Source organism: Xanthomonas sp. DAR 35659, from assembly GCF_041242975.1.
Taxonomy (GTDB): domain Bacteria; phylum Pseudomonadota; class Gammaproteobacteria; order Xanthomonadales; family Xanthomonadaceae; genus Xanthomonas_A; species Xanthomonas_A medicagonis.
Map to the genome: position 1 here is coordinate 3,046,486 of NZ_CP162488.1, position 20,038 is coordinate 3,066,523.

At 73.0% G+C, this 20,038-nt stretch carries 18 protein-coding genes; 15 read left to right on the top strand and 3 right to left on the bottom strand.

Annotated features, from left to right (window positions below; translation table 11 throughout):
* Window positions 1-80: 80 nt before the first annotated feature.
* The 4 genes from ptsP to AB3X07_RS12860 all read left to right on the top strand — a co-directional run bounded on the left by ptsP (window position 81) and on the right by AB3X07_RS12860 (window position 6,699).
* A complete protein-coding gene (gene ptsP / locus AB3X07_RS12845; protein WP_369938992.1) occupies window positions 81-2,594 on the top strand; it encodes a phosphoenolpyruvate--protein phosphotransferase in 2,514 nt (837 codons plus the stop codon).
* On the top strand, window positions 2,591-3,544 hold the full coding sequence (pfkB, locus tag AB3X07_RS12850; protein ID WP_369938993.1) for a 1-phosphofructokinase: 954 nt from the start codon (window positions 2,591-2,593) through the stop codon (window positions 3,542-3,544). Before ptsP ends, pfkB begins: the two co-directional genes overlap by 4 nt.
* Window positions 3,545-3,623: 79 nt before the next feature.
* Entirely contained in the window at window positions 3,624-5,342 is a 1,719-nt protein-coding gene (locus AB3X07_RS12855) for a PTS fructose transporter subunit IIC (protein ID WP_369938994.1), read from the top strand.
* Window positions 5,343-5,433: 91 nt separating this feature from the next.
* The gene (locus AB3X07_RS12860) at window positions 5,434-6,699 is read left to right on the top strand and encodes a carbohydrate porin (protein WP_369938995.1); all 1,266 of its coding nucleotides are present in this window, start codon (window positions 5,434-5,436) and stop codon (window positions 6,697-6,699) included.
* 675 nt (window positions 6,700-7,374) lie between these two features.
* Here the strand turns inward: AB3X07_RS12860 and AB3X07_RS12865 are convergent.
* Window positions 7,375-8,073 (bottom strand): hypothetical protein, encoded by a 699-nt coding sequence (locus AB3X07_RS12865; protein ID WP_369938996.1) that lies wholly within the window; start codon window positions 8,071-8,073, stop codon window positions 7,375-7,377.
* A 294-nt stretch (window positions 8,074-8,367) separates the two neighbouring features.
* Between AB3X07_RS12865 and AB3X07_RS12870 the strand changes: the two genes are divergently transcribed.
* From AB3X07_RS12870 to AB3X07_RS12915, 10 genes are all read left to right on the top strand, one after another.
* Window positions 8,368-9,072: a response regulator gene (locus AB3X07_RS12870; RefSeq protein WP_369938997.1), complete on the top strand. Its 705-nt coding sequence runs from the start codon at window positions 8,368-8,370 to the stop codon at window positions 9,070-9,072.
* Complete coding sequence (locus AB3X07_RS12875; protein ID WP_369938998.1) at window positions 9,069-10,496, top strand: sensor histidine kinase; 1,428 nt, start codon at window positions 9,069-9,071, stop codon at window positions 10,494-10,496. Before AB3X07_RS12870 ends, AB3X07_RS12875 begins: the two co-directional genes overlap by 4 nt.
* Complete coding sequence (locus tag AB3X07_RS12880; RefSeq protein WP_369938999.1) at window positions 10,493-11,917, top strand: TolC family protein; 1,425 nt, start codon at window positions 10,493-10,495, stop codon at window positions 11,915-11,917. The genes AB3X07_RS12875 and AB3X07_RS12880 overlap by 4 nt, the downstream gene beginning before the upstream one ends.
* Window positions 11,917-13,050 carry an ABC transporter permease gene (locus AB3X07_RS12885; protein ID WP_369939000.1) on the top strand — a complete coding sequence of 378 codons (1,134 nt, stop codon included), beginning with the start codon at window positions 11,917-11,919 and terminating at the stop codon, window positions 13,048-13,050. Before AB3X07_RS12880 ends, AB3X07_RS12885 begins: the two co-directional genes overlap by 1 nt.
* A complete protein-coding gene (locus AB3X07_RS12890) occupies window positions 13,047-13,817 on the top strand; it encodes an ABC transporter ATP-binding protein (protein WP_369939001.1) in 771 nt (256 codons plus the stop codon). Before AB3X07_RS12885 ends, AB3X07_RS12890 begins: the two co-directional genes overlap by 4 nt.
* Window positions 13,814-14,716, top strand: coding sequence for an HlyD family secretion protein (locus AB3X07_RS12895; RefSeq protein ID WP_369939002.1), 903 nt, complete (start codon window positions 13,814-13,816; stop codon window positions 14,714-14,716). The genes AB3X07_RS12890 and AB3X07_RS12895 overlap by 4 nt, the downstream gene beginning before the upstream one ends.
* Before the next feature lie 68 nt (window positions 14,717-14,784).
* Complete coding sequence (locus AB3X07_RS12900; protein WP_369939003.1) at window positions 14,785-15,612, top strand: alpha/beta hydrolase; 828 nt, start codon at window positions 14,785-14,787, stop codon at window positions 15,610-15,612.
* Window positions 15,612-15,974, top strand: a complete 363-nt coding sequence (locus AB3X07_RS12905; protein ID WP_369944752.1) for an EamA family transporter — start codon at window positions 15,612-15,614, stop codon at window positions 15,972-15,974. Before AB3X07_RS12900 ends, AB3X07_RS12905 begins: the two co-directional genes overlap by 1 nt.
* Window positions 15,971-16,369, top strand: coding sequence for a DMT family transporter (locus tag AB3X07_RS12910; RefSeq protein ID WP_369939004.1), 399 nt, complete (start codon window positions 15,971-15,973; stop codon window positions 16,367-16,369). The genes AB3X07_RS12905 and AB3X07_RS12910 overlap by 4 nt, the downstream gene beginning before the upstream one ends.
* Window positions 16,359-17,615, top strand: a complete 1,257-nt coding sequence (locus AB3X07_RS12915; RefSeq protein ID WP_369939005.1) for a DegT/DnrJ/EryC1/StrS family aminotransferase — start codon at window positions 16,359-16,361, stop codon at window positions 17,613-17,615. Before AB3X07_RS12910 ends, AB3X07_RS12915 begins: the two co-directional genes overlap by 11 nt.
* Before the next feature lie 72 nt (window positions 17,616-17,687).
* Here the strand turns inward: AB3X07_RS12915 and AB3X07_RS12920 are convergent, their stop codons facing one another.
* Together AB3X07_RS12920 and AB3X07_RS12925 are read right to left on the bottom strand one after the other, a co-directional pair.
* On the bottom strand, window positions 17,688-18,569 hold the full coding sequence (locus AB3X07_RS12920) for an arginase family protein (protein WP_369939006.1): 882 nt from the start codon (window positions 18,567-18,569) through the stop codon (window positions 17,688-17,690).
* Entirely contained in the window at window positions 18,566-19,645 is a 1,080-nt protein-coding gene (locus AB3X07_RS12925; RefSeq protein WP_369944753.1) for a GNAT family N-acetyltransferase, read from the bottom strand. Before AB3X07_RS12925 ends, AB3X07_RS12920 begins: the two co-directional genes overlap by 4 nt.
* A 112-nt stretch (window positions 19,646-19,757) precedes the next feature.
* Here AB3X07_RS12925 and AB3X07_RS12930 point away from each other — a divergent pair, with 112 nt between their 5' ends.
* A complete protein-coding gene (locus tag AB3X07_RS12930) occupies window positions 19,758-20,033 on the top strand; it encodes an acyl carrier protein (RefSeq protein WP_369939007.1) in 276 nt (91 codons plus the stop codon).
* Window positions 20,034-20,038 lie beyond the last annotated feature (5 nt).

Sequence of the window (20,038 nt, forward strand, 5' to 3'; positions counted from 1 at the left end):
CACTGCACATTGACGCAGGAGTGGGAACGTTCCCACACTCCAGCCACTTGCCGCCCGTCCCCAACGAAGGAAGATCCCGCGTGACCCAGACGCCTCCCCCCGTATTGGCCGCCAGCGAACTGGTCCGCGTCAACGCGCAGGCCCGCGACAAGGCCGATGCCATCGCCCAGGCCGCGCAGTTGCTGGTCGCCGCCGGCTGTGTCCCGCCGGCCTACGAGGCCAGCATGCTGCGCCGGGAAGCCCTGGCCAACACCTTCCTCGGCCACGGCGTGGCGATCCCGCACTGCACCGGCGAGGACCGCCACCTGGTCCGCCGCGACGGCATCGCGGTGCTGCAATTGCGCGACGGCGTGGAATGGAATCCCGGCCAGACCACGCATCTGGTGGTCGCCATCGCCGCGCAGTCCGATACCCACATCGCCCTGCTGCGCCGCCTGACCCGGCTGATCCAGGATCAGCCGCGGCTGGACGCGCTGTTCGCCAGCGACGACCCGCAGGCCCTGGTCGATGCGCTGAGCCAGGATCCGGCGCCGGCCGCCGCCAGCGGCGCGCCGCAGGCCGACCTCGGCGAGCGCTTCGACTGGATCGTCGCCTATCCGACCGGGCTGCACGCGCGCCCGGCCACGCGCTGGGTGGAGACCGCGCGCGGCTTCGCGGCGCGCATCCAGGTACGCGCCGGCGACCAGGTCGGCGACGCCAAGAACCTGGTGTCGCTGCTGCAACTGGGCCTGCATGCCGGCGACACGGTGACGATCTCGGCCGAGGGCCAGGACGCCGCCGCGGCGCTGGCGCGGCTGCGCGGCGTCATCGACGGACTGACCGCGCAGGAGCAGGCCGACGCCCAGGCCGCGGCCGCGCGCCGGGCCGCGCCGGTCGCCGGCTGGACTCCGCCGCAGGCGCAACCGGCCATCGTCGGCATCGGCGCCAGCCCCGGCCTGGCGATCGGCCTGGTGCACAAGCTGGCCGGCGACGACGCCCCGGTGCCCGACGCGCCGGTGCCGCTGAGCGACGGCGGCGCCCTGCTGCACGACGCACTGCAGCGCACCCGCCAGCAGTTGCAGGCGATCGAGGACGACACCCGGCGCCGGCTCGGCGCCGGCGACGCGGCGATCTTCCGCGCGCAGGCCGAACTGCTCAACGACACCGACCTGATCACCCTCGCCTGCCAGTTGATGGTGGAAGGCCACGGCGTGGCCTGGTCCTGGCAGCAGGCGGTCGAGCGCATGGCCAACAAGCTTTCGGCGCTGGGCAACGCGGTGCTGGCCGGACGCGCCAGCGATTTGCGCGACGTCGGCCGCCGGGTGCTGGCGCAGATCGACCCGAGCCTGGCCAGCGGCAGCCTGGAGCAGTTGCCCGAGCGCCCCTGCATCCTCATCGCCAGCGACCTGTCGCCGTCGGACACCGCGCACCTGGACACCCGCCGCGTGCTCGGCCTGGCCACCGCGCTGGGCGGGCCGACCTCGCACACCGCGATCCTGTCGCGCACGCTGGGCCTGCCGGCGCTGGTCGCCGGCGGCGCCGACCTGCTGGACCTGGAGGACGGCGCCGAGGTGATCATCGACGGCGGCAACGGCCGCCTGTACCTGGCGCCGTCGCAGGACGACCTGGCCTCGGCGCGCGCCTACATCGAGGAACAGCGCCAACTGCGCGAACGCGAGGCCGAGCAGCGCAACCAGCCGGCGCAGACCCAGGACGGCCATCGCGTGGAGATCGGTGCCAACGTCAACCTGCCCGAGCAGGTGCCGATGGCGCTGACGCAGGGCGCCGAAAGCGTGGGCCTGATGCGCACCGAATTCCTGTTCCTGGAACGCGGCAGCACCCCCAGCGAGGACGAGCAGTACGCCACCTACCTCGCGATGGCCAAGGCGCTGGACGGGCGTTCGTTGATCGTGCGCGCCCTGGACATCGGCGGCGACAAGCAGGTGGCGCACCTGAACCTGCCGCGCGAGGACAACCCGTTCCTCGGCGTGCGCGGCGCGCGCCTGCTGCTGCGCCGCGCCGATCTGCTGCAGCCGCAACTGCGCGCCCTGTACCGCGCGGCGCGCGACGGCGCCAAGCTGGCGATCATGTTCCCGATGATCACCTCGGCAGCGGAGATCGTCGCGCTGCGCGCCGCCTGCGAACGCCTGCGCGCGGAACTGCAGGCGCCGGACGTGCCGCTGGGCATCATGATCGAAGTGCCGGCCGCGGCGATCCAGGCCGACGCGCTGGCGCGGCACGCGGATTTCTTCTCGATCGGCACCAACGACCTGACCCAATACACCCTGGCGATCGACCGGCAGAACCCGGACCTGGCCGCCGAGGCCGACAGCCTGCATCCGGCGGTGCTGCGCCTGATCCGCACCACGGTCGAGGGCGCGGCGCGCCATGGGCGCTGGGTCGGCGTGTGCGGCGGCCTGGCCGGCGACGCGTTCGGCGCGGCGCTGCTGGCCGGCCTCGGCGTGCATGAACTGTCGATGACCCCGAACGACATTCCGGCGGTGAAGGCGCGCCTGCGCGGCAGCCGCCTGGATGCGCTGCAGGCGCTGGCGCAACGCGCGCTGGACTGCGAGAGCGCGGCCGACGTGCGTGCGCTGGACGGAGCCGGCGCATGAGCCTCGACGCCGTCACCGTGACCCTGAACCCCGCGCTCGACCTGACCGTGGCGATCGACCGGCTGCAGCCCGGCCAGGTGCATCGCGCGCGCAGCGCGCACGCCATCGCCGGCGGCAAGGGCATCAACGTCGCCGCCTGCCTGGCCGATGCCGGCATCGCCACCGCCGCGCTGGGCGTGCTCGGCGCCGGCAACGCGCAGCCGTTCGAGACCCTGTTCGCCGCGCGCGGCATCGACGACCGCTGCCTGCGCGTGCCCGGCGACACCCGCACCAATCTCAAGCTGATCGCCGCCGACAGCGGCGCCACCACCGACATCAACCTGCCCGGCCTGCCGCTGGGGGCGCCGGAGCTGCACGCGGTCGGTGCGCGCCTGGCCGCGCTGCTGCGCCCCGGCCTGCCGGTGGTGCTGAGCGGCAGCCTGCCGGGCGGCCTGGCCGACGACAGTTGGCGCACGTTGCAGACGCAGGCCGCCGCCGCCGGCGCGCGGGTGCTGCTGGATACCAGCGGCGCGCCGTTGCGCGAAGCGCTGGCCGCGCCGCGCGCGCAACTGCCGTATGCGATCAAGCCCAATCGCCACGAACTGGAGGACTGGGCCGGCGCACCGCTGCGCGACACGGCGGACCTGCTGTCGGCCACACGCGCACTGCTGGCGCGCGGCATCGCGCTGGCGGTGGTGTCGCTGGGCAGCGACGGCGCGCTGTTCGTGCGCGACGACCAGGCGCTGCTGGCGCGACCGCCGCAGCTGACCGGTGGCAGCAGCGTCGGCGCCGGCGATGCGATGGTCGCCGGCCTGGTCGCGGCCCTGCTCGCCGAGGCCGACCTGGCGACCTGCGCGCGCCAGGCCACCGCCTTCGCCGTGGCCACGCTGGGCAGCGGCGCGGCGCGGCGGCTGCCGCGCGAGGCACTGCACGACATCGCCGCGGCGGTGCAACTGGAGACCCTGCAATGAACCGCGTCGGCCCCCTCTTCGCCCGGCATCCCGCGCCGACGTCGCGCGCGGCATCCCCCTGCCTCCATCGGGAGCAAGCATGAATCCTATCTTCGTGGTGATCGCCGCCGGCGAACGCAGCACCGAAGCCGTCCTCGCCGCCGAGGCCTTGCGCCATGCGGCCAGCATGCGCGGTGCGACACTGCACGCCGAGGTGCGCTCGGCGCAGGGCGTGATCACGCCGCTGGCGCCGGCCGCGGTCGGCGCCGACGCGTCGCTGCTGCTGGTCGGCGACGGCGATGCCGACCTGTCCCGCTTCGCCGCCACGCCGGTACGCGCCAGCCTGGATGCCGTGCTCGGCGATGCCGCCGGCGTCCTCGCGCCGCTACTGGACGCGGCCAGCGCGGCGTCCGGCAGCGCCGGCGCCGCGCAGGCGGATGGCGCCAAGCGCATCGTCGCCGTGACCTCCTGCCCCACCGGCATCGCCCACACCTTCATGGCCGCCGAAGGCCTGCAGCAGGCGGCCAAGGCCCTGGGCCACCGGATCCGGGTCGAAACGCAAGGCTCGGTCGGCGCGCAGGACACGCTCAGCGCCGCCGAAATCGCCGACGCCGACCTGGTGCTGATCGCCGCCGACCGCGAAGTGGACCTGTCGCGCTTCGGCGGCAAGCGCCTGTTCAAGAGCGGCACCAAGCCGGCGATCAACGACGGCCCGGCCCTGATCCGCAAGGCGCTGGCCGAGGCCGGCGTACACGCGGCCAGCGTCAATGGCGCCGCGCCGGCGAGCAGCGAGCGCGGCAAGTCGGCCGGCCCGTACAAGCACCTGATGACCGGCGTGTCGTTCATGCTGCCGTTCGTCACCGCCGGCGGCCTGCTGATCGCCCTGGCGTTCGCGATCGGCGGCGTCCACACCATCGACGAGGTGTACCAGGGCACCTTGGGCTGGACCTTGTTCCAGATCGGCGCCAAGGCCGGTTTCGTCCTCATCGTCCCGGCGCTTGCCGGCTACATCGCCTACTCCATCGCCGACCGTCCCGGCATCGCCCCCGGCATGATCGGCGGCTTGGTCGCAGCCAACCTGGGCGCCGGCTTCATCGGCGGCATCCTCGCCGGCTTCATCGCCGGCTATGGCGTAGCTGCGCTCAATCGCTGGATCCGCTTGCCGCGGACCCTGGAAGGGCTGAAGCCGATGCTGATCCTGCCGGTGCTGGGGACGCTGCTGGTGGGCCTGTCGATGATGTACGTGATCGGCAAGCCGGTCGCGGAACTTCTGGCCTGGTTCACCGCTTGGCTACGCGACATGCAAGGTAGCAGCGCGGCCCTGCTGGGGCTGCTGCTGGGGGCGATGATGGCCTTCGATATGGGAGGGCCGGTCAACAAGGCGGCCTACACCTTCTCGACGGGCTTGCTGGCGAGCCAGGTGTATACGCCAATGGCCGCCGTCATGGTCGCGGGCATGACGCCACCGTTGGGCATCGCCCTGGCCACCTGGTTGTTTCGCAATCGTTTCACCCACGAGGAACGCGATACCAGCGCTGCCACCGGCGTGCTCGGCCTGGCCTTCGTCACCGAAGGTGCCATTCCTTACGCAGCGCGCGACCCGCTGCGCACCATTCCCGCGTTGATGCTCGGTTCGGCGCTGGCAGGCGCGATCTCGATGGCCGTGGGCGTTGAACTGAAGATACCGCACGGCGGTGTGTTCGTACTGCCCATCCCCAACCAGGTGACCCACGTCGGCATGTACCTACTGGCGTTGCTCGCCGGCACCGTGCTGACCGCACTGGCGCTGCGCGTGCTGAAGAAGCCGGTCGCCGAATAAGTCCTGCGCCGGCGCGCCGCCGGGGGCGATGTCCCCTCCCCCGTCGCCCGCGGCGACGCGCCGGCCCCACCACACCCCAGGAGTTCCTGCCATGTCCCTCCCCCTCACCCGGCGCCTGTCCCTCACCGCCCTGGCACTGGCCCTCGCCCCGCTGGCCCACGCCCAGGACGCCAGCGACGCATTCAAGCTCAAGCTCGCCTACACCGGCGAAGCCGCGGTCTCGCTGGACGGCGGCAAGGAACAGGGCAGCGCCTATGCCGGCCAACTGATGCTCGGCACCGACGTCGACCTGCAACGGCTGATGGGCTGGAACGGCGCCACGCTGAAGGTCTATGCGATCAACCGCCACGGCACCAACCTGGCCAACAGCGACATCGGCAACAGCACCTCGGTGCAGGAAATCTACGGCGGCCAGGGCACGCGCCTGGCGAACTTCACCCTGCAGCAGAAACTGTTCGACGACCGCCTGGAACTGGAGGCCGGCCGCAGCGTGGCCAACATCCATTTCCTCGGCTCCGAACTGTGCGGCTACTTCCAGGGCAACTCGGCCTGCGGCAACCCGACCTATGTGTTCCGCACCAGCAACTTCACCTGGTGGCCGGTGTCCAGCTGGGCGGCGCATGCCAAGGCCTGGGTGACCCCGAACGTCTACGTGCACGTCGGCGCCTACGAGGTCAATCCGACCCAGGCGCAGGACGGCGAGCACGGACTGAACTGGAGCACGCGCGACCGTACCGGCGTGATCGTGCCCTACGCGATCGGCTACACCACCCAGGCCAGCGGCGCGCGCCTGCCGGCGATGTACGAGCTGGGCGGCTGGCAGGACAATTCCGACTACCGCGACCCGCTCAACGACCGCAACGGCAATACGGCGCGGCTGAGCGGGCTGGACTACGCCCCACGCAATGGCCGCTCGGGCGCGTTCTTCCGCTTCGAACAGCAGGTCACCCGCCCCGACCCCGACAGCAAGCGCGGCCTGGTGCTGTTCGGCTCGGTGCTCAAGGGCACCTCCGGCCAGTTGATCGAAGACCATTTCCTGGAACTGGGCCTGGTCCAGCGCGGCACCTTCGCCAGCCGCGCGCAGGACAACATCGCCTTCGTCGTCACCCAGCAGCGCTACAGCGACGATGCGCTGGAGGATTTGCGTCTGGCGCGCGCCGCGGCCGGCGGCAGCGGCACCCCGCACCGCTCGCAAACCATGATGGAACTGAGCTACGGCATCCAGGTCACCCCGCAACTGCGCATCGCGCCGAACCTGCACTACATCGTGCACCCGGACCAGTTCAACGAACCGGCACGCACGCGCGACCTGCCGAATGCGTTGGTGGCGGGGATGCGGGTGGATTGGGCGTTGTAGGTTGCGTTGGGAATTGGGAATTGGGAATCGGGAATCGGGAATCGGGAATCGGGAATAGCTTAGGCACTCATTAAGCCCTGAGGACTCGGGATGGGTGCTTCGACGTGCGCTTGCGCTGCCAGGCCGTTGCCTGGGCACGGCGACGGCGGATCCCTGTAGGAGCGGCTTCAGCCGCGACAGGCGCTACGGAGAACGCCTGTCGCGGCTGAAGCCGCTCCTACAGAGGGCACCCGGCAATGCCACGGCCATCCCTGCAAGCGGTGCCGTGGCAACATCCGCAGCCGATTTTCCCGAACCATGCCATCTTCCGCGCCGCGACGCTTCCCCTCGTCCTCTGGATGCGCGCCGCGCATGACGGCCTCTCCGAGAGCATGGCGTCCCTCGCCAACGCGCCAACCGCGGGCGCGCCGCACGCGCCAGCAGCGATCCCGACCCCCAAACGCACGACGCCCCGGCATGCCGGGGCGTCGTGCGTTCGGTCCGTATCACTCCGCTCGCATGCACGCGCGCCGATCCATCGGCGCATGCGGGAACGAAACACCTCACCGGCCGAATCGAGATCCCTTCGATTCCGTGCAAGCGCGCATCCCTGGCGCGGGAGCGAAGACGTTGCCGGCAAGCACAGGATGCCGGTCGTCGCGCGCCGCCACGATCGGCCGATGCCGCGCCGTGCCGTCAGAATTTCCCGACATGCGCACGCCCGACGATTGACTGACGCGCCCGATCCAGCGCGAGCTGCCGCGCGCACAGGCCCTGCGGCTGCCAGGCCTGGGTCAGCGTCGTCGCCGGCCGGGCGGCGGCGTGGAGAATGAGCGCGAAGCCTTGCCGCGGCACCGTGCCGATCGCCATCAGCAGCATCGGCGGCCCGGCCTCGATGGTCAGGCGGTTGCCGGGGCCGCGCCCGATGCGCGCACCCTCGGGCGTTTCCAGGCAGGTATCGCCGTTCACCGCGAAGAAGGCCTCCGGGCCGGAGTGGATGTGCAACGGCGCGGTCGTCCCCGGTGCGAAGACCGAGCGCAGGTACTCGGCCGCATAGCCGCCGGACGCCGGGGCCACGGCGAGCGGCCCCACCGTGGACACGTGCTCGCCGCCGCTGGGTCGCCAGTCCGCCTCGGCAATCGTGAACAGCCAGACCGATCCGAACGACTCCACCACCACGCTGGACGCGGTCGCGGCGGCCTGCGCCGCCGGCTTGGAGGCGTAGCGGTCCAGGTGCCAGAAGACCGCGCTGGCAGGCAACGACGGCAGGGGCTTGTGCGCCAGCAGACAGGCCGGCCCCGCCTGTTCGGTCGCGCCGCAGGGGCGCGTGGTCGCCTGCGCGAACGCCGCGCAGGGCAAGCACCCGGCCGCCATCACCGACAGCCACAAAAGCACTCCACGCATCGCCAATCCCCCGATCGCAAGCGGATCAGCAGCTTGCGCGCTTGCCGGCCCGCTTTCAACGCCCGTGCCGGCACGACACGCACGCCCTGCGCCGGCGGCCCGCCGCTGCCGCACCCGCGGGCCGTGGCAACCGCGCCGCGCCCGCCCTTCCCAACCGTCAGGTGCCCCCACCGCCGATCGGCGCGCCGCGGTCACCGTCGCTACATAAACGGATCCCATCGTAGACGCCTCGCCACCGCCGATTACGACGGTTTTCCAACATCCGCGTTGCAAGCATTTCGCGCCATGCGCATCCTGGTTGCCGAAGACGATACGTCCATTGCCGTCGCCTTGCGCGACTCGCTCGCCGAGTGCGGGCACGTGGTCGACCACGTCAACGACGGCGCGTCCGCCGAGCGCGCGCTCGGTGCCGAGTGCTACGACCTGCTGGTGCTGGACCTGGGCCTGCCGCGCCGCGACGGCCTGCAGGTGCTGCAGCGCGTGCGCGAGCGCCGCGACCAGGTCGCGGTGCTCGTGGTGACCGCGCGCGATGGCGTGGAGGACCGCATCCGCGCCCTCGACCAGGGCGCCGACGACTACCTGATCAAGCCGTTCGAGCTGTCCGAGTTCCTGGCCCGCACCCGCGCCCTGCTGCGCCGGCGCAGCAGCGGCGGCATCCCCGAACTGGCCCTGGGCCAGTTGCGGATCAACCTGGCCGCGCGCCGGGTGTGGCTGCAGGACCAGCCGCTGGAGCTGACCGCGCGCGAGTTCGCGCTGCTGGAAACGCTGCTGCTGCGCAGCGGCCGCGTGGTCAGCCGCGGCCAGCTCACCGATGCGCTGTGCGACTGGCAGCACGAGATCACCGACAACGGCCTGGACATCTCCATGCACCGCCTGCGCCGCAAGCTGCACGGCTCCGGCGTGGGCATCCGCACCATCCGCGGGCTGGGCTACCTGTTGGAAGAATCGCGCGACGCGTCCGCCGCCACGCACGACCCGCTGGCGTCGTGAGCGGCGCCGTGGCGGACACGGCGGCGGGCGCGGCGCCCGCCCATCCCAGCCTGCGCCGGCGCCTGCTGGCGTTCCTGCTGATCCCCACCGTGCTGCTGATGCTGGTGGTCTCGGCATTGTTCTATCTGCTGATGCTCAAGTACTCCAACCACGTCCACGACATGGACCTGAAGGAGGACACGTTGGGCCTGGCCAAGGCGGTCAACGATGCCGACGACGGCCTGCCGCTGCCGCTGCAGGCGCGACGCCTGCTCGAGTTCAGCACCGAGGGTCGGGTGTTCTTCGAGGTGCGCAGCCAGCGGCACGGGGTGATCAGCCACAGCGCGCAACCGATTCCCGCGCATGCGGCGCCGGCCACGCCCGGCCGGGTGGCGCTGCGCGACGAGCGCATGACCGATGGAACCCCGGTGCGCGTGGCCAGCCTGATCGTGCCGTCGGTGCGCGAGCCCAGCGACCGCCTGACGGTCTCGGTGGCCGAGACCCTGGACGACCGCCACCGCCGCGCGCGCGAGATCCTGATGCTGATGCTGCCCACCGAACTGCTGCTGACCTGCTCGCTGCTGGCGCTGGTCTGGCATGGCGTGCGCGTGGGCCTGCGCCTGCTGCAGCCGGCGGTGCGCCGGCTCGACGACAGCCAGCGCGACCTCAGCCCGGTGTCCGGCCCCGACATCCCGATCGAGGTGCTGCCGCTGACCCAGGCCATCGACGGCCTGTTCGACCGGCTCAAGCAACTGATGGCGCTGCAGGAGCGTTTCGTCGCCGACGCCGCGCATCAGCTGCGCACGCCGCTGGCCGGGCTGAGCATGCACGTGCAACGCGCCCAGGCCAGCACCCGCCCCCAGGACACCGCGCAGGCGCTGCAGCACATCCGCCTGCTGACCGACCGCGCGATCCGCAGCTCCACCCAGTTGCTGTCGCTCACCCGCGCCCAGGCGCCGCGCGAGAGCATCCGCCCGCTGCTGCCGCTGGACCTGGCCGCATGGCTGCCGCAGGCGCTGGCCGAGCGCATTCCCGACGCGCTGCATGCCGGCGTCGACCTGGGCTACGACGACGACACCATCGACGGCCCGGCCTGGGTCGCCGCCGACGCCTGGTCGCTGCGCGAACTGCTCGACAACCTGCTCGACAACGCCTTCCGGCATGCCGCCGGGCGCATCGTGACGGTGAGCCTGCGGCGCACGCCGCGACACCTGCGCCTGGCGATCGACGACGCCGGCCCGGGCGTGGACGAGGCCTTGCTGCCGCGATTGGGCGAGCGCTTCTTCCGCGCGCCGGATGCGCCCGAAGGCGGCACCGGCCTGGGCCTGGCGATCGTCGCCAGCATCGCCGCGCGCCATCACGCCAGCCTGCGCTACCAACGCTCGGCGCTGGGCGGGCTGCGGGTGGAAGTGGACATCCCGGCCAGCGCGGCGGCCCCGGCATGAGCGGGCAGCGCGCACTGCGCCTAGCCGCTGTCGCCCTGCTCGGCGCCACCGTGCTGTGCGGCTGCGTCAGCACCCCGCTGCCCGACCTGGCGCAGCCGTTGCCGCCGCAGTGGAGCGCGCTGCCGGCGGCGGCGCCGCGTCCGCCCGGCAGCACCTGGTGGCAGGACTTCCACGACCCGCAACTGGATGCGCTGATCGCGCAGGCGCTGCAGCAGGACCTGGACGTGGCGCAGGCGCTGGCGCGGTTGCGCGCGGCACGGCGCCTGGATCGCGTCGCCGACGCCAAGCTGAAGCCGCAACTGCACGCCCGCACCGAAGACCCGATCGATCCCGACGCCAGCGCCTCGTTCCTGGTCGCCGGCTTCGACGCGGAGTGGGAGCTGCCCTTGTTCGGCCGCGGCGAAGCGACCCGGCGCCTGGCCGACGGCGACCTGCGCACGGCGCAGGCCAACCTGGCGCAGGTGCGCACCGCCACCATCGCCGACGTGGCCCGCAACTGGGTCGAACTGCGCCACGCGCAGCAGGCCGAACGGCTGTTGCAAGACATCGCCCAGGCGCGCCAGCGGCAGGCCGACCTGAGCGCGTCGCTGGTCGGCCTGCGCCTGGCCGCGCCGGCCACCGCGGCGCAGGCGCAGGCCGCGCAGTGGCAGGCGCAGGCCGCGCTGGGCGAGCCGCGCAGCGCCGCGGCCGCCGCCGCGCAACGGCTGGCGGTGCTGCTGGCGCGCAGCGCGCCGGACCCGGCCTGGAGCGCCGCCGCGGCGCCGGCGGGGGCCGCGGCTCCGGAACTGCGCATCGGCGCGGTCGACGCGGTGCCCGCCAACCTGCTGCGGCGGCGCCCGGACATCGCCGCCCGCGAAGCCGAGGTGCTCAGCGCCGCCGGCGAACTGGGCATCGCCCGCGCCGACCGCTACCCCAGCATCGGCCTGGGCGGCGCCATTCGCTGGTCCACCAACCTGCTCTCGCACCGCCGCACCGCCACCCCGCACGCGATCGCCTCGCTGGGACCGCTGGTGGACATTCCGCTGTTCGACTGGGGCCTGCGCCAGGCCCAGGCGCAGGCCCGCGGCGAGTTGCTGCAGGCGGCGGCGCTGGCCTACCGCCAATGCGTGCTGCAGGCCGCCGCCGAAGTGCAGGACGCGCTGACCGCGCTGGAACAGCAGCGCCAGCGCGAACAGGCGCAACGGCAGGCCGTGCAGGCGCTGCAGCAGGCCACCGACGCGGCGCAGGCGCGGCGCCGGCTGGGCCTGGGCAACGACCTGGAGGTGGCCGCGCAGCAGGCCGCGCGCGACCAGGCCGCGCTGGACCTGCTGGACGCGCAGCGCCAGCGCGACCTGGACTACATCGCACTGCAGACCGCGCTGGGCAGCGCGGCGACCCAGGCCGACGGCCGCGATGCCGACGCCGCGGGCGCAGGGACCTGATGGTCGCGCTGGCCCGCCAGACCCTGCGCCACGAATGGCGCCGCTTCCTGCCGGTGGTGGTCTCGGTCGGCTTCGCCAGCCTGTTGCTGCTGCTGCAGACCGCGCTGGTGCTGGGCATCTTCGGCAGCGCCAGCGTCTACGTCTCCGGGTCGGCGGCCGACCTGTGGCTGGGCTATCCGGGCACGCAGAGCGTGGACCAGGGCCGTCCGATCGACCCGGATGCGACGACCGCCCTGTACCTGGATCCGCGCGTGCAGCAGGTCGAACCGTTCCTGTGGTTCGACGGCGACTGGCGCGGCCCCGACGACACCGGCGCGGTGTCGATCTATGTGTCCGGCATCGACACCCGCGCCGACGGGCTGATGTTCGCGCGGCTGCTGGACCCGGCGTTGCGCGCCGCGCTGCGCGAGCCGGACACGGTGGTGGTGGACCGCGCCGAACTGGACAAGCTCGGCGTCGGCATCGGCCGCAGCGCGCGCATCAACGGCCACCGGGTGCGGGTGATCGGCGTCGGCCGCGGCCTGCGCGCGCTGGGCGGGGTCAACGTGCTGGCCTCGCTGGAGACCGCGCGCGTGCTGAACACCGACGCCACGCATCCGGACTGGCCGACCTACATGGTCGCGCGGCTGCGCCCCGGCAGCGACGCCGCGGCGGTGGCGCGCAGCCTCGCCGGCCAGGGCGCGCCGGCGCGCATCGAGGCCTGGAGCGCGGCCGACTTCGCCCGCCGCAGCATCCTGTTCTGGATGTTCGACACCGGCGCCGGCTCCGGCGTGCTGTTCCTGGGCGGCATCGTGCTGCTGGTCGGCGTGGCGATCACCAGCCAGACCCTGCTGGCCACGGTGCTCGGCGCCGCCCGCGAGTACGCCACGCTCAACGCCCTGGGCGTGAGCATGCGCGCGCTGCGCTGGGTGGTGCTGGAACAGGCGGCCTGGGTCGGCGCGCTCGGCCTGCTCGGCGCCAGCGCGCTCGGCGCCACGCTGGTCGCGCTGGCGCGCGCACACGACGTGCCGGTGGCCTTCGACGGCAGCGGCTGGGCCGCGTGCGTGGTCGCGGTGATGCTGCTGACCCTGCTGTCGGCGCTGGCCGCGCTGCGCGGGCTGCGTCGCGCCGATCCGGCGCTGCTGCTGCGATGAACCAGGCCACGATCCCCGCCCCGCCGCCGCACGCGGCCACCCTGCTCGGCGGCGGCCTGTGCAAGAGCTTCGTCTCCGGCAAGCTGCGCACCGAGGTGTTGCGCGAGGTGGCGCTGCAGGTGTGGCCGGGCGAACTGACCCTGATTTCCGGGCCGTCGGGCTGCGGCAAGAGCACCCTGCTGTCGATCCTCAGCGGCCTGCAACGTGCCGACCGCGGGCGGGTGACGGCGCTGGGCGAGGACCTCGGCACGCTCGACGCGACCGCGCTGGAACGCTTCCGCCTGCGCCACACCGGTTTCATCTTCCAGGGCTTCAACCTGTTCCCCGCGCTGAACGCGCTGGACCAGGTGCGACTGCCGCTGCAGTACATGGGCCTGGCTGCGGCCGAGGTGCGCGCGCGCGCCGAGGCGGCGCTGGCCGAGGTCGGCATCGCCCATCGCCAGCGGCTGCGCCCGGCCGAACTGTCCGGCGGCGAGAAGCAGCGCGTGGCGATCGCGCGCGCTCTGGCCAAGCATCCGGCGCTGCTGTTCGCCGACGAGCCGACCAGCGCGCTGGACGCCGGCAACGGCCAGATCGTGATCGACCTGCTGCACCGCATCGCGCGCAGCCACAACACCCTGGTGCTGTGCGTCAGCCACGACCCGCGCCTGATCCGCCACGCCGACCGCGTGCTGTCGATGGAGGACGGCCGCATCCTCGACGACCGCCGCCTGGCGCCGCCGCCCTCGCCCCTTCCTCCCGATTCGTCCCGGATGTCCGCCCCATGAAAGCGTTCCTCGCCGCTCCGTTGCTGGGCCTGCTGCTGGTCGCCTGCGCGCCGCAACCGCAGCAGGCCGTGCCCGCGCCCGGCGCGACGCCCGCCTACCTGGCGGTGGCGCGCGGCCGCATCGACGTGGAAGGCGGGGTGCTGCGGTTGAGCCTGCCGATGGCGGCGACGCTGCAGCGGGTCGCGGTGCACGAAGGCGACACGGTGCGCCGCGGCGCTTTGCTGATCGAAGCCGACGACCGCGCCGCGGCGCTGGACCTGCAGGTCGCGCAGACCCGCGCGCAGGCCGCCACGGCGCACGTGGCGCAGCTGCAGCAACGCCTGGCGCATGCGCAGCAACGCCAGCGGCGGCTGGCCGAAGCGGCGCGGATCGGCGCCGGCGACGGCCAGAGCGCCGACGACGCCGGCGACGCCAGCCAGACCCTGGCCGACGCGCTGCAGACCGCGCGCAGCGACGCCGCGCTGGCCGCCGAACAGGTGCGCCAGGCGCAACTGCAGCGCGACCAGTACCGCCTGTACGCGCCGGCCGACGGCCGCGTGCTGCAGCTCTCGGCCGCGGCCGGCACCCGCAGCGACGGCGGCGCCACGCCGCTGCTGACCCTGCTGCCGGACGCGCCGCGCCTGGTCCGCGCCGAGCTCAACGAAAGCTATGCCGGCGCGATCGCGCCCGGCATGCGGGCCGAGGTGATCAGCGACGACGGCCGGCAGACCGCGCTGGGCAGCGCGGTGGTGCGCTGGCTGGCGCCGGCGTTCGGCCCGACCCAACTGCACGACGACGCCGGCGGCGCCGGCAACGATCGCAGCGTGGCCTGCGTGCTGGCGTTCCAGAAGCCGTCGGCGCTGCGCCTGGGCCAGCGCGTGCTGGTGCGCTTCGGGAATCCCGCCGCGGCGGCGCACTGACGAAAGGCTGCAGAAACGCGCCGCCGTCAGGCTGCGCGCGTGCCCTCCCCCCGCAGCGCCGCGCCGACATGATCCAATCCGCCGAATTCCACTTCGAGGGCGGCCGCCACGGCGTGCTGCTGATCCACGGCCTGACCGGCACCCCCAGCGAGATGCGCCTGCTCGGCAAGTCGCTGCACCGCGAGGGTTTCAGCGTGCACGGCGTGCAACTGGCCGGGCATTGCGGCGACGAGGACGACCTGATCGCCACCGGCTGGCGCGACTGGGCGGCCAGCGTCGAACAGGCCGCGGCGCGGATGCGCCCGCAGGTGGACCGGTTGTTCGTGGCCGGGCTGTCGATGGGCGCGTTGCTGGCGCTGCAGTTGGCCGAGGAACACCCGGACTGGGTGGACGGCGTCGGCGTGCTCGGCGCCACCTTCCGCTACGACGGCTGGAACATCCCGCGCCGCGCGCGCCTGGCGTTCCTGCTGCCGTGGTTCAAGCGCCTGGGCATCGGCCGCCGCCGCATGTTCCTGGAGGAGCCGCCGTACGGCCTGCGCGACGAGCGCATCCGCGCCCAGGTCAGCGGGGCCATGCTCGGCGGCGACAGCAGCGCCGCCGGCCTGCCCGGCAATCCCTGGCATGCGCTGGCCGAGATGCACCTGCTGTCGCGGCGGGTGCGCCGCAACCTGGCCAAGGTCACCGCGCCGTGCCTGGTCGCGCACGCCGCCGAGGACGACATCGCGCATCTGCGCAACGCGAAGCTGGTGCTGGCCGGCGTGTCCGGGCCGACCGAACTGCTGTTGCTGCACGACAGCTACCACATGATCACCCTGGACCGCGAACGCCGCGTGCTCGGCGCGCGGCTGGCGCAGTTCTTCGCCGCGCAGGCCGCGGCGCCGCGCCAGGCCGCATGATGGCGATGCAGGCGCCGGTGGTCGGCATGTGGCTGGCGACGGTGGCGATGGACACGGTCGGCCAGTTGGCCTTCAAGCACGTCGCCAGCGATCCGCTGGCCAGCGGCGCGGCGCGCTGGCGGCGCATGGCGCGGCAACCGTGGCTGTGGCTGGGCATGGGCTGCTACGCGTTCGAGTTCCTGGCCTGGACCGCGTTCCTGTCGCTGGTGCCGCTGGGCCGCGGCGTGTTGCTGGGCTCGATCAACATCGTGGCGATCATGCTCGCCGGACGCTGGCTGTTCGGCGAGCGGCTGGGGCGCCTGCAGGTGGCCGGGATCTGCCTGGTCAGCGCCGGCGTGGCCGTGGTCGGGCTCGGCACATGAGCGGCACCTCGCTGCGGCGCTACGCCATCGGCTTCGGCCTGCTGCTGGGCTTCGACACGCTGGCCCAGTTCGGCTTCAAGCTGGGCGGCGCGCAGGCGTTCCCGCCGCAGGCCGACTGGGCCTGGGTGTTGCGCCTGCTCGCCAGCCCGTGGCTGTACGCCGCGCTGCTAGGCTACGTCGGCGCCTTCTTCACCTGGATGAAGCTGCTCGAGCACGCGCCGATCGGGCCGGCCTTCGCCGCCTCGCACCTGGAGGTGGTCAGCGTGCTGCTGCTGTCGGCGTGGTGGTTCGGCGAACCGATCGGCGCGCTGCAGGCGCTCGGCGCGGCGCTGATCGTGGCCGGCATCGTCTGCCTGGCGCTGGGCGAACGCGCCGCCGCGACCGATGCGCACTGAGATCCCGCCCACCGCCGGCCTGCCGTTGCGCTGGCGCGACCTGTGGCCGGCGCGCGCGCCGCAGCGCCTGGCCGCGCAACTCGGCCTGCCCGGCGCGCTGCTGACCTGCTCGGGCACCGCCGCGCTGGTCATCGCGCTGCGCACCCTGGCCGCGAGCTGCCGGCGCCGCCAGGTGGTGGTGGCCGCGTACACGTGTCCACTGGTGGCGCTGGCGGTGGCCCATTGCGGCCTGCACCTGGTGCTGTGCGATCTGCTGCCCGATTCGCTCGACCCGGACCCGGCGCAACTGGCGCAGCGCTGCGGCAACGACACCCTGGCGATCATCGCCACCCATCTCGGCGGCCGCCTCAGCGATCTGGCGCCGCTGCGCCAGGCCGCCGCGGCCTGCGGCGCGATGCTGATCGAGGACGCCGCGCAGGCGTTGGGCGGCGTGCATGCCGACGGCACCCCGGCCGGCCTGGGCGGCGACATCGGCTTCTGCAGCCTCGCCGTCGGCAAGGGCCCGACCCTGTACGAAGGCGGCCTGCTGCTGTCGCGGCATGCGCCGCTGCGGCACAGCCTGGCCGACACCGCCGCGCGCCTGGCCCTGCCGGACTGGCGCTGGGAACTGCGCCGCAGCGTGCAGTTGCTGGGCTATGCCGCGCTGTACCGGCCGCGCGCGCTGCGCTGGGCCTACGGCGCGCCGCTGCGCCGCGCGTTGCGCCGCGGCGATCGCCTCGGCGCCGCCGGCGACCACTTCGACCGGGAGATTCCGCAACACGCGGTCGGCGCCTGGCGCGAAGCCGTCGGCGTGCGCGCCAGCGCGCGCTGGCCGGCGTTCCTGGCGCAGCTGCGCGACCAGGGCCGGCGCCGCAGCGCGCGCCTGTCCACCCTTCCCGGCCTGACGGTGATCGCCGACACCCCGGGCGCGCAGGGAAGCTGGCCGATCCTGATGGTGTTGCTGCCCGACGCCGCCACCCGCGAACGCGCCCTGGCCGCGCTGTGGCCGCGCGGGCTGGGCGTGGCGGTGCCGTTCGTGCATGCACTGCCCGACTATGCCTATCTGCGCGGCATCGTCGATCCGGCGCCGATGCCCAACGCGCGCGACTTCGCCGAGCGCTGCCTGAGCATCAGCAACAGCCCGTGGCTGGACGAGGACGGATTCGAGGCGATCGTCGCGGTGCTGCGGCAGGTGTGTGCGGAGCGGATCGGCGAGGCCGACCATCACCAAGCACGCATCGCTGCCGCAGCCCACATTCCCTTGTAGGAGCGGCTTCAGCCGCGACAGGATCCATCGGTAACGCCCGTCGCGGCTGAAGCCGCTCCTACACGGGCCACGCTAGCCCGCCGTCCCCGCCTCGGCCAGCGCCTGCAGCAGGCGCAGGTTCAGCGCGTGCTGCTGCGCCTGCCACGTAGGCAACGCCTGCGGCGAGGGCGGCGGCTGCGCATCCAGCGCGGCCAGCCGCCGCTTCCACCACTGCGGATACCGGACCAGCGACACCTCGCCGGTGATGTCGCTGCCGATCAATTGCCCATGCAGGAGCGCGATCGCGGCGAGCAGGTGCGGCACCCGCAGTTCGCCCTGGTCCCAGTTGGTGCGCGCGTCCTGCGGATCCAGCACGTCCTTGTCCAGCGACAGATAGGTCGGCATCGGCGTGGCATGCAACTGTTGCAGGAACGCGTCGATCAGCTCCCTGCCCGACGCGAAGCCGCGCACCGCGGCGCCCAGGCCGATGCGCCGCGCCCAGCCGACGTCCACGCCGCTGCACCAGTAGCGCAGCTTGCCGCGGTACAGCGGGCGCAGATGGTTTTCCCAGGCGTGCGCGGCGCCGACGTCGCCGGAGGTGATGCCGACCACCTCCACCCGCGCCACCTGCGGCAACGCGGCCACCCGCCACACCCACGAACCGCAATGCACGGCGAACGGGAACCGCATGTTGTCCGGGTGATTGTCGAACACCACCACCCGCAGCGGCGCCTGCGCGCGTCGCGCCGCGCGCGCGATCAGCGGCAGGCTCAGATGATGGAAGTCGCCGCTGCCCAGCAGCACGGTGCCGTGCCGCGCCGGCAGCGCGGCATCCAGCGTCGCGCCGAAGCGCCGCAACCGGCGCAGCGAACAGGCGAAGCGCAGCCCGTCATGCCAGTCCTGCAGCGGCAGGCGCAGCGCGCCCGGCACCGCGCCCAGCGATCCGTCCAGGTCCAGCGCGACCGGCGCGCTCATGGCGCGGACTCCGCCGCGTCGGTATCCGGGTCGGCGCTGCCGACGTCGTCGCTCTCGAACAGCGGGCGCAGCCGGCGCAACGCGAGCCGCAGCAGCGGATTGCGCAGGTACACCGCGTGCCAGGTGTAGGTGAAGCTGGCGCCGAGTTGCGCCTTCACTTCCGGATCGGTCCAGCCGGCGACATAGGCGCGCAGGCCGTGGCGGCAGGCGTACTCCAGATTGTGCATCCAGCTCAGCGCGTACAGGTTGTGCTCGCGCGCGTCGGGATAGTGCAGGCCGATGTACTTGTCCACCAGCCGCCCCTCGTGCACGTAGCACAGGTTCCAGCCGATCAGCCGGCCCTGGTGGCGATAGGTGAAGACCAGCCCGCCGGACGCGGCGTCGGTCAGCAGCGCATCGAAGAACGCGGCGGTCAGCAGGTCGAAATGCACCTCGCTCTGCGCGTAGACCTCCAGGTACAGCGCATAGCACTGCGCGCGCAGCGCCGGGTCGGCGAAGGCGGCGCCGGTCGGCAGCACGTCGATCTCCAGGTCGGCGCGCGAGCGCAGCTTGCGGCGGATGTTGCGACGGCGCCCGCGCGACAGCCGCGCCAGGTACTCGTCGGTGGAGGCGAAATCGATCGGCACCCAGGCCAGCGCCTGTCCGCGCAGCAGCACGTAGCCGCTGCGCGCGCAGGCCTCCAGGAACACCTGCGCCCAGGCGTTGTCGGTGGCATCCAGCAGCGGCGAGGCCTGCGGGATGTCCTTGACGATCAGCAGCGAGCGCGTCCGTCCGAGCTGCGCGCGCCACTGCGCCGGCAACCGCGCCGGATCGGCGGCGCGCGGCAGCCAGGCGTACTCGCTGACCGTGCTGCCGACGAAGCTGGTGCGCGGCCGCAGCAGGCGCCGCCACAGCCGCGGCAACGGCCAGCGCCCGACGCGCGCGCGCAGCGCCGGATCGGCAGTGGTCAGCAGGTCGAAGTCGGCTTCGAACGCCGGCACGCCATGCTCCAGCGTGCGCGCCACGAAGGCCTGCGGGGGATGCTCGAGGAACCGCTGCTGCAGGGCGCGCGGTTCGAGCTGGCTCACGAAAGGCATCTGCAAGATTGGCCGGCTAGCGTGGAGGATGGACGCCGCAGCCGTGGGCCGCGGCACGCTTCCACCGCCGGCACGCGCCGCACGGTGGCCTTTCATTTCGCGGAGGACCGCCATGACCCCGTCTATCGAAACCCAGATCCACAGCATCGTCGCCAAGCACGCCGAGATCGACCTGGCCGGCCTCAACGCCGAGACCAGACTCCAGGACCTGGGCGTGGATTCGCTCGAGGCGATCGAGATCCTGTTCGACATCGAGGAACACTTCGACATCACCTTCCCGCAGCGCGATCCGAACCTGGACGACGGCTCGCTGGGCAAGCTCGCCGAAGCGGTACGGCAGGCGCTGGCCGCCAAGGCCGCCGCCGCGCCGCTGGCCGCGGCGCACTGAGCGGC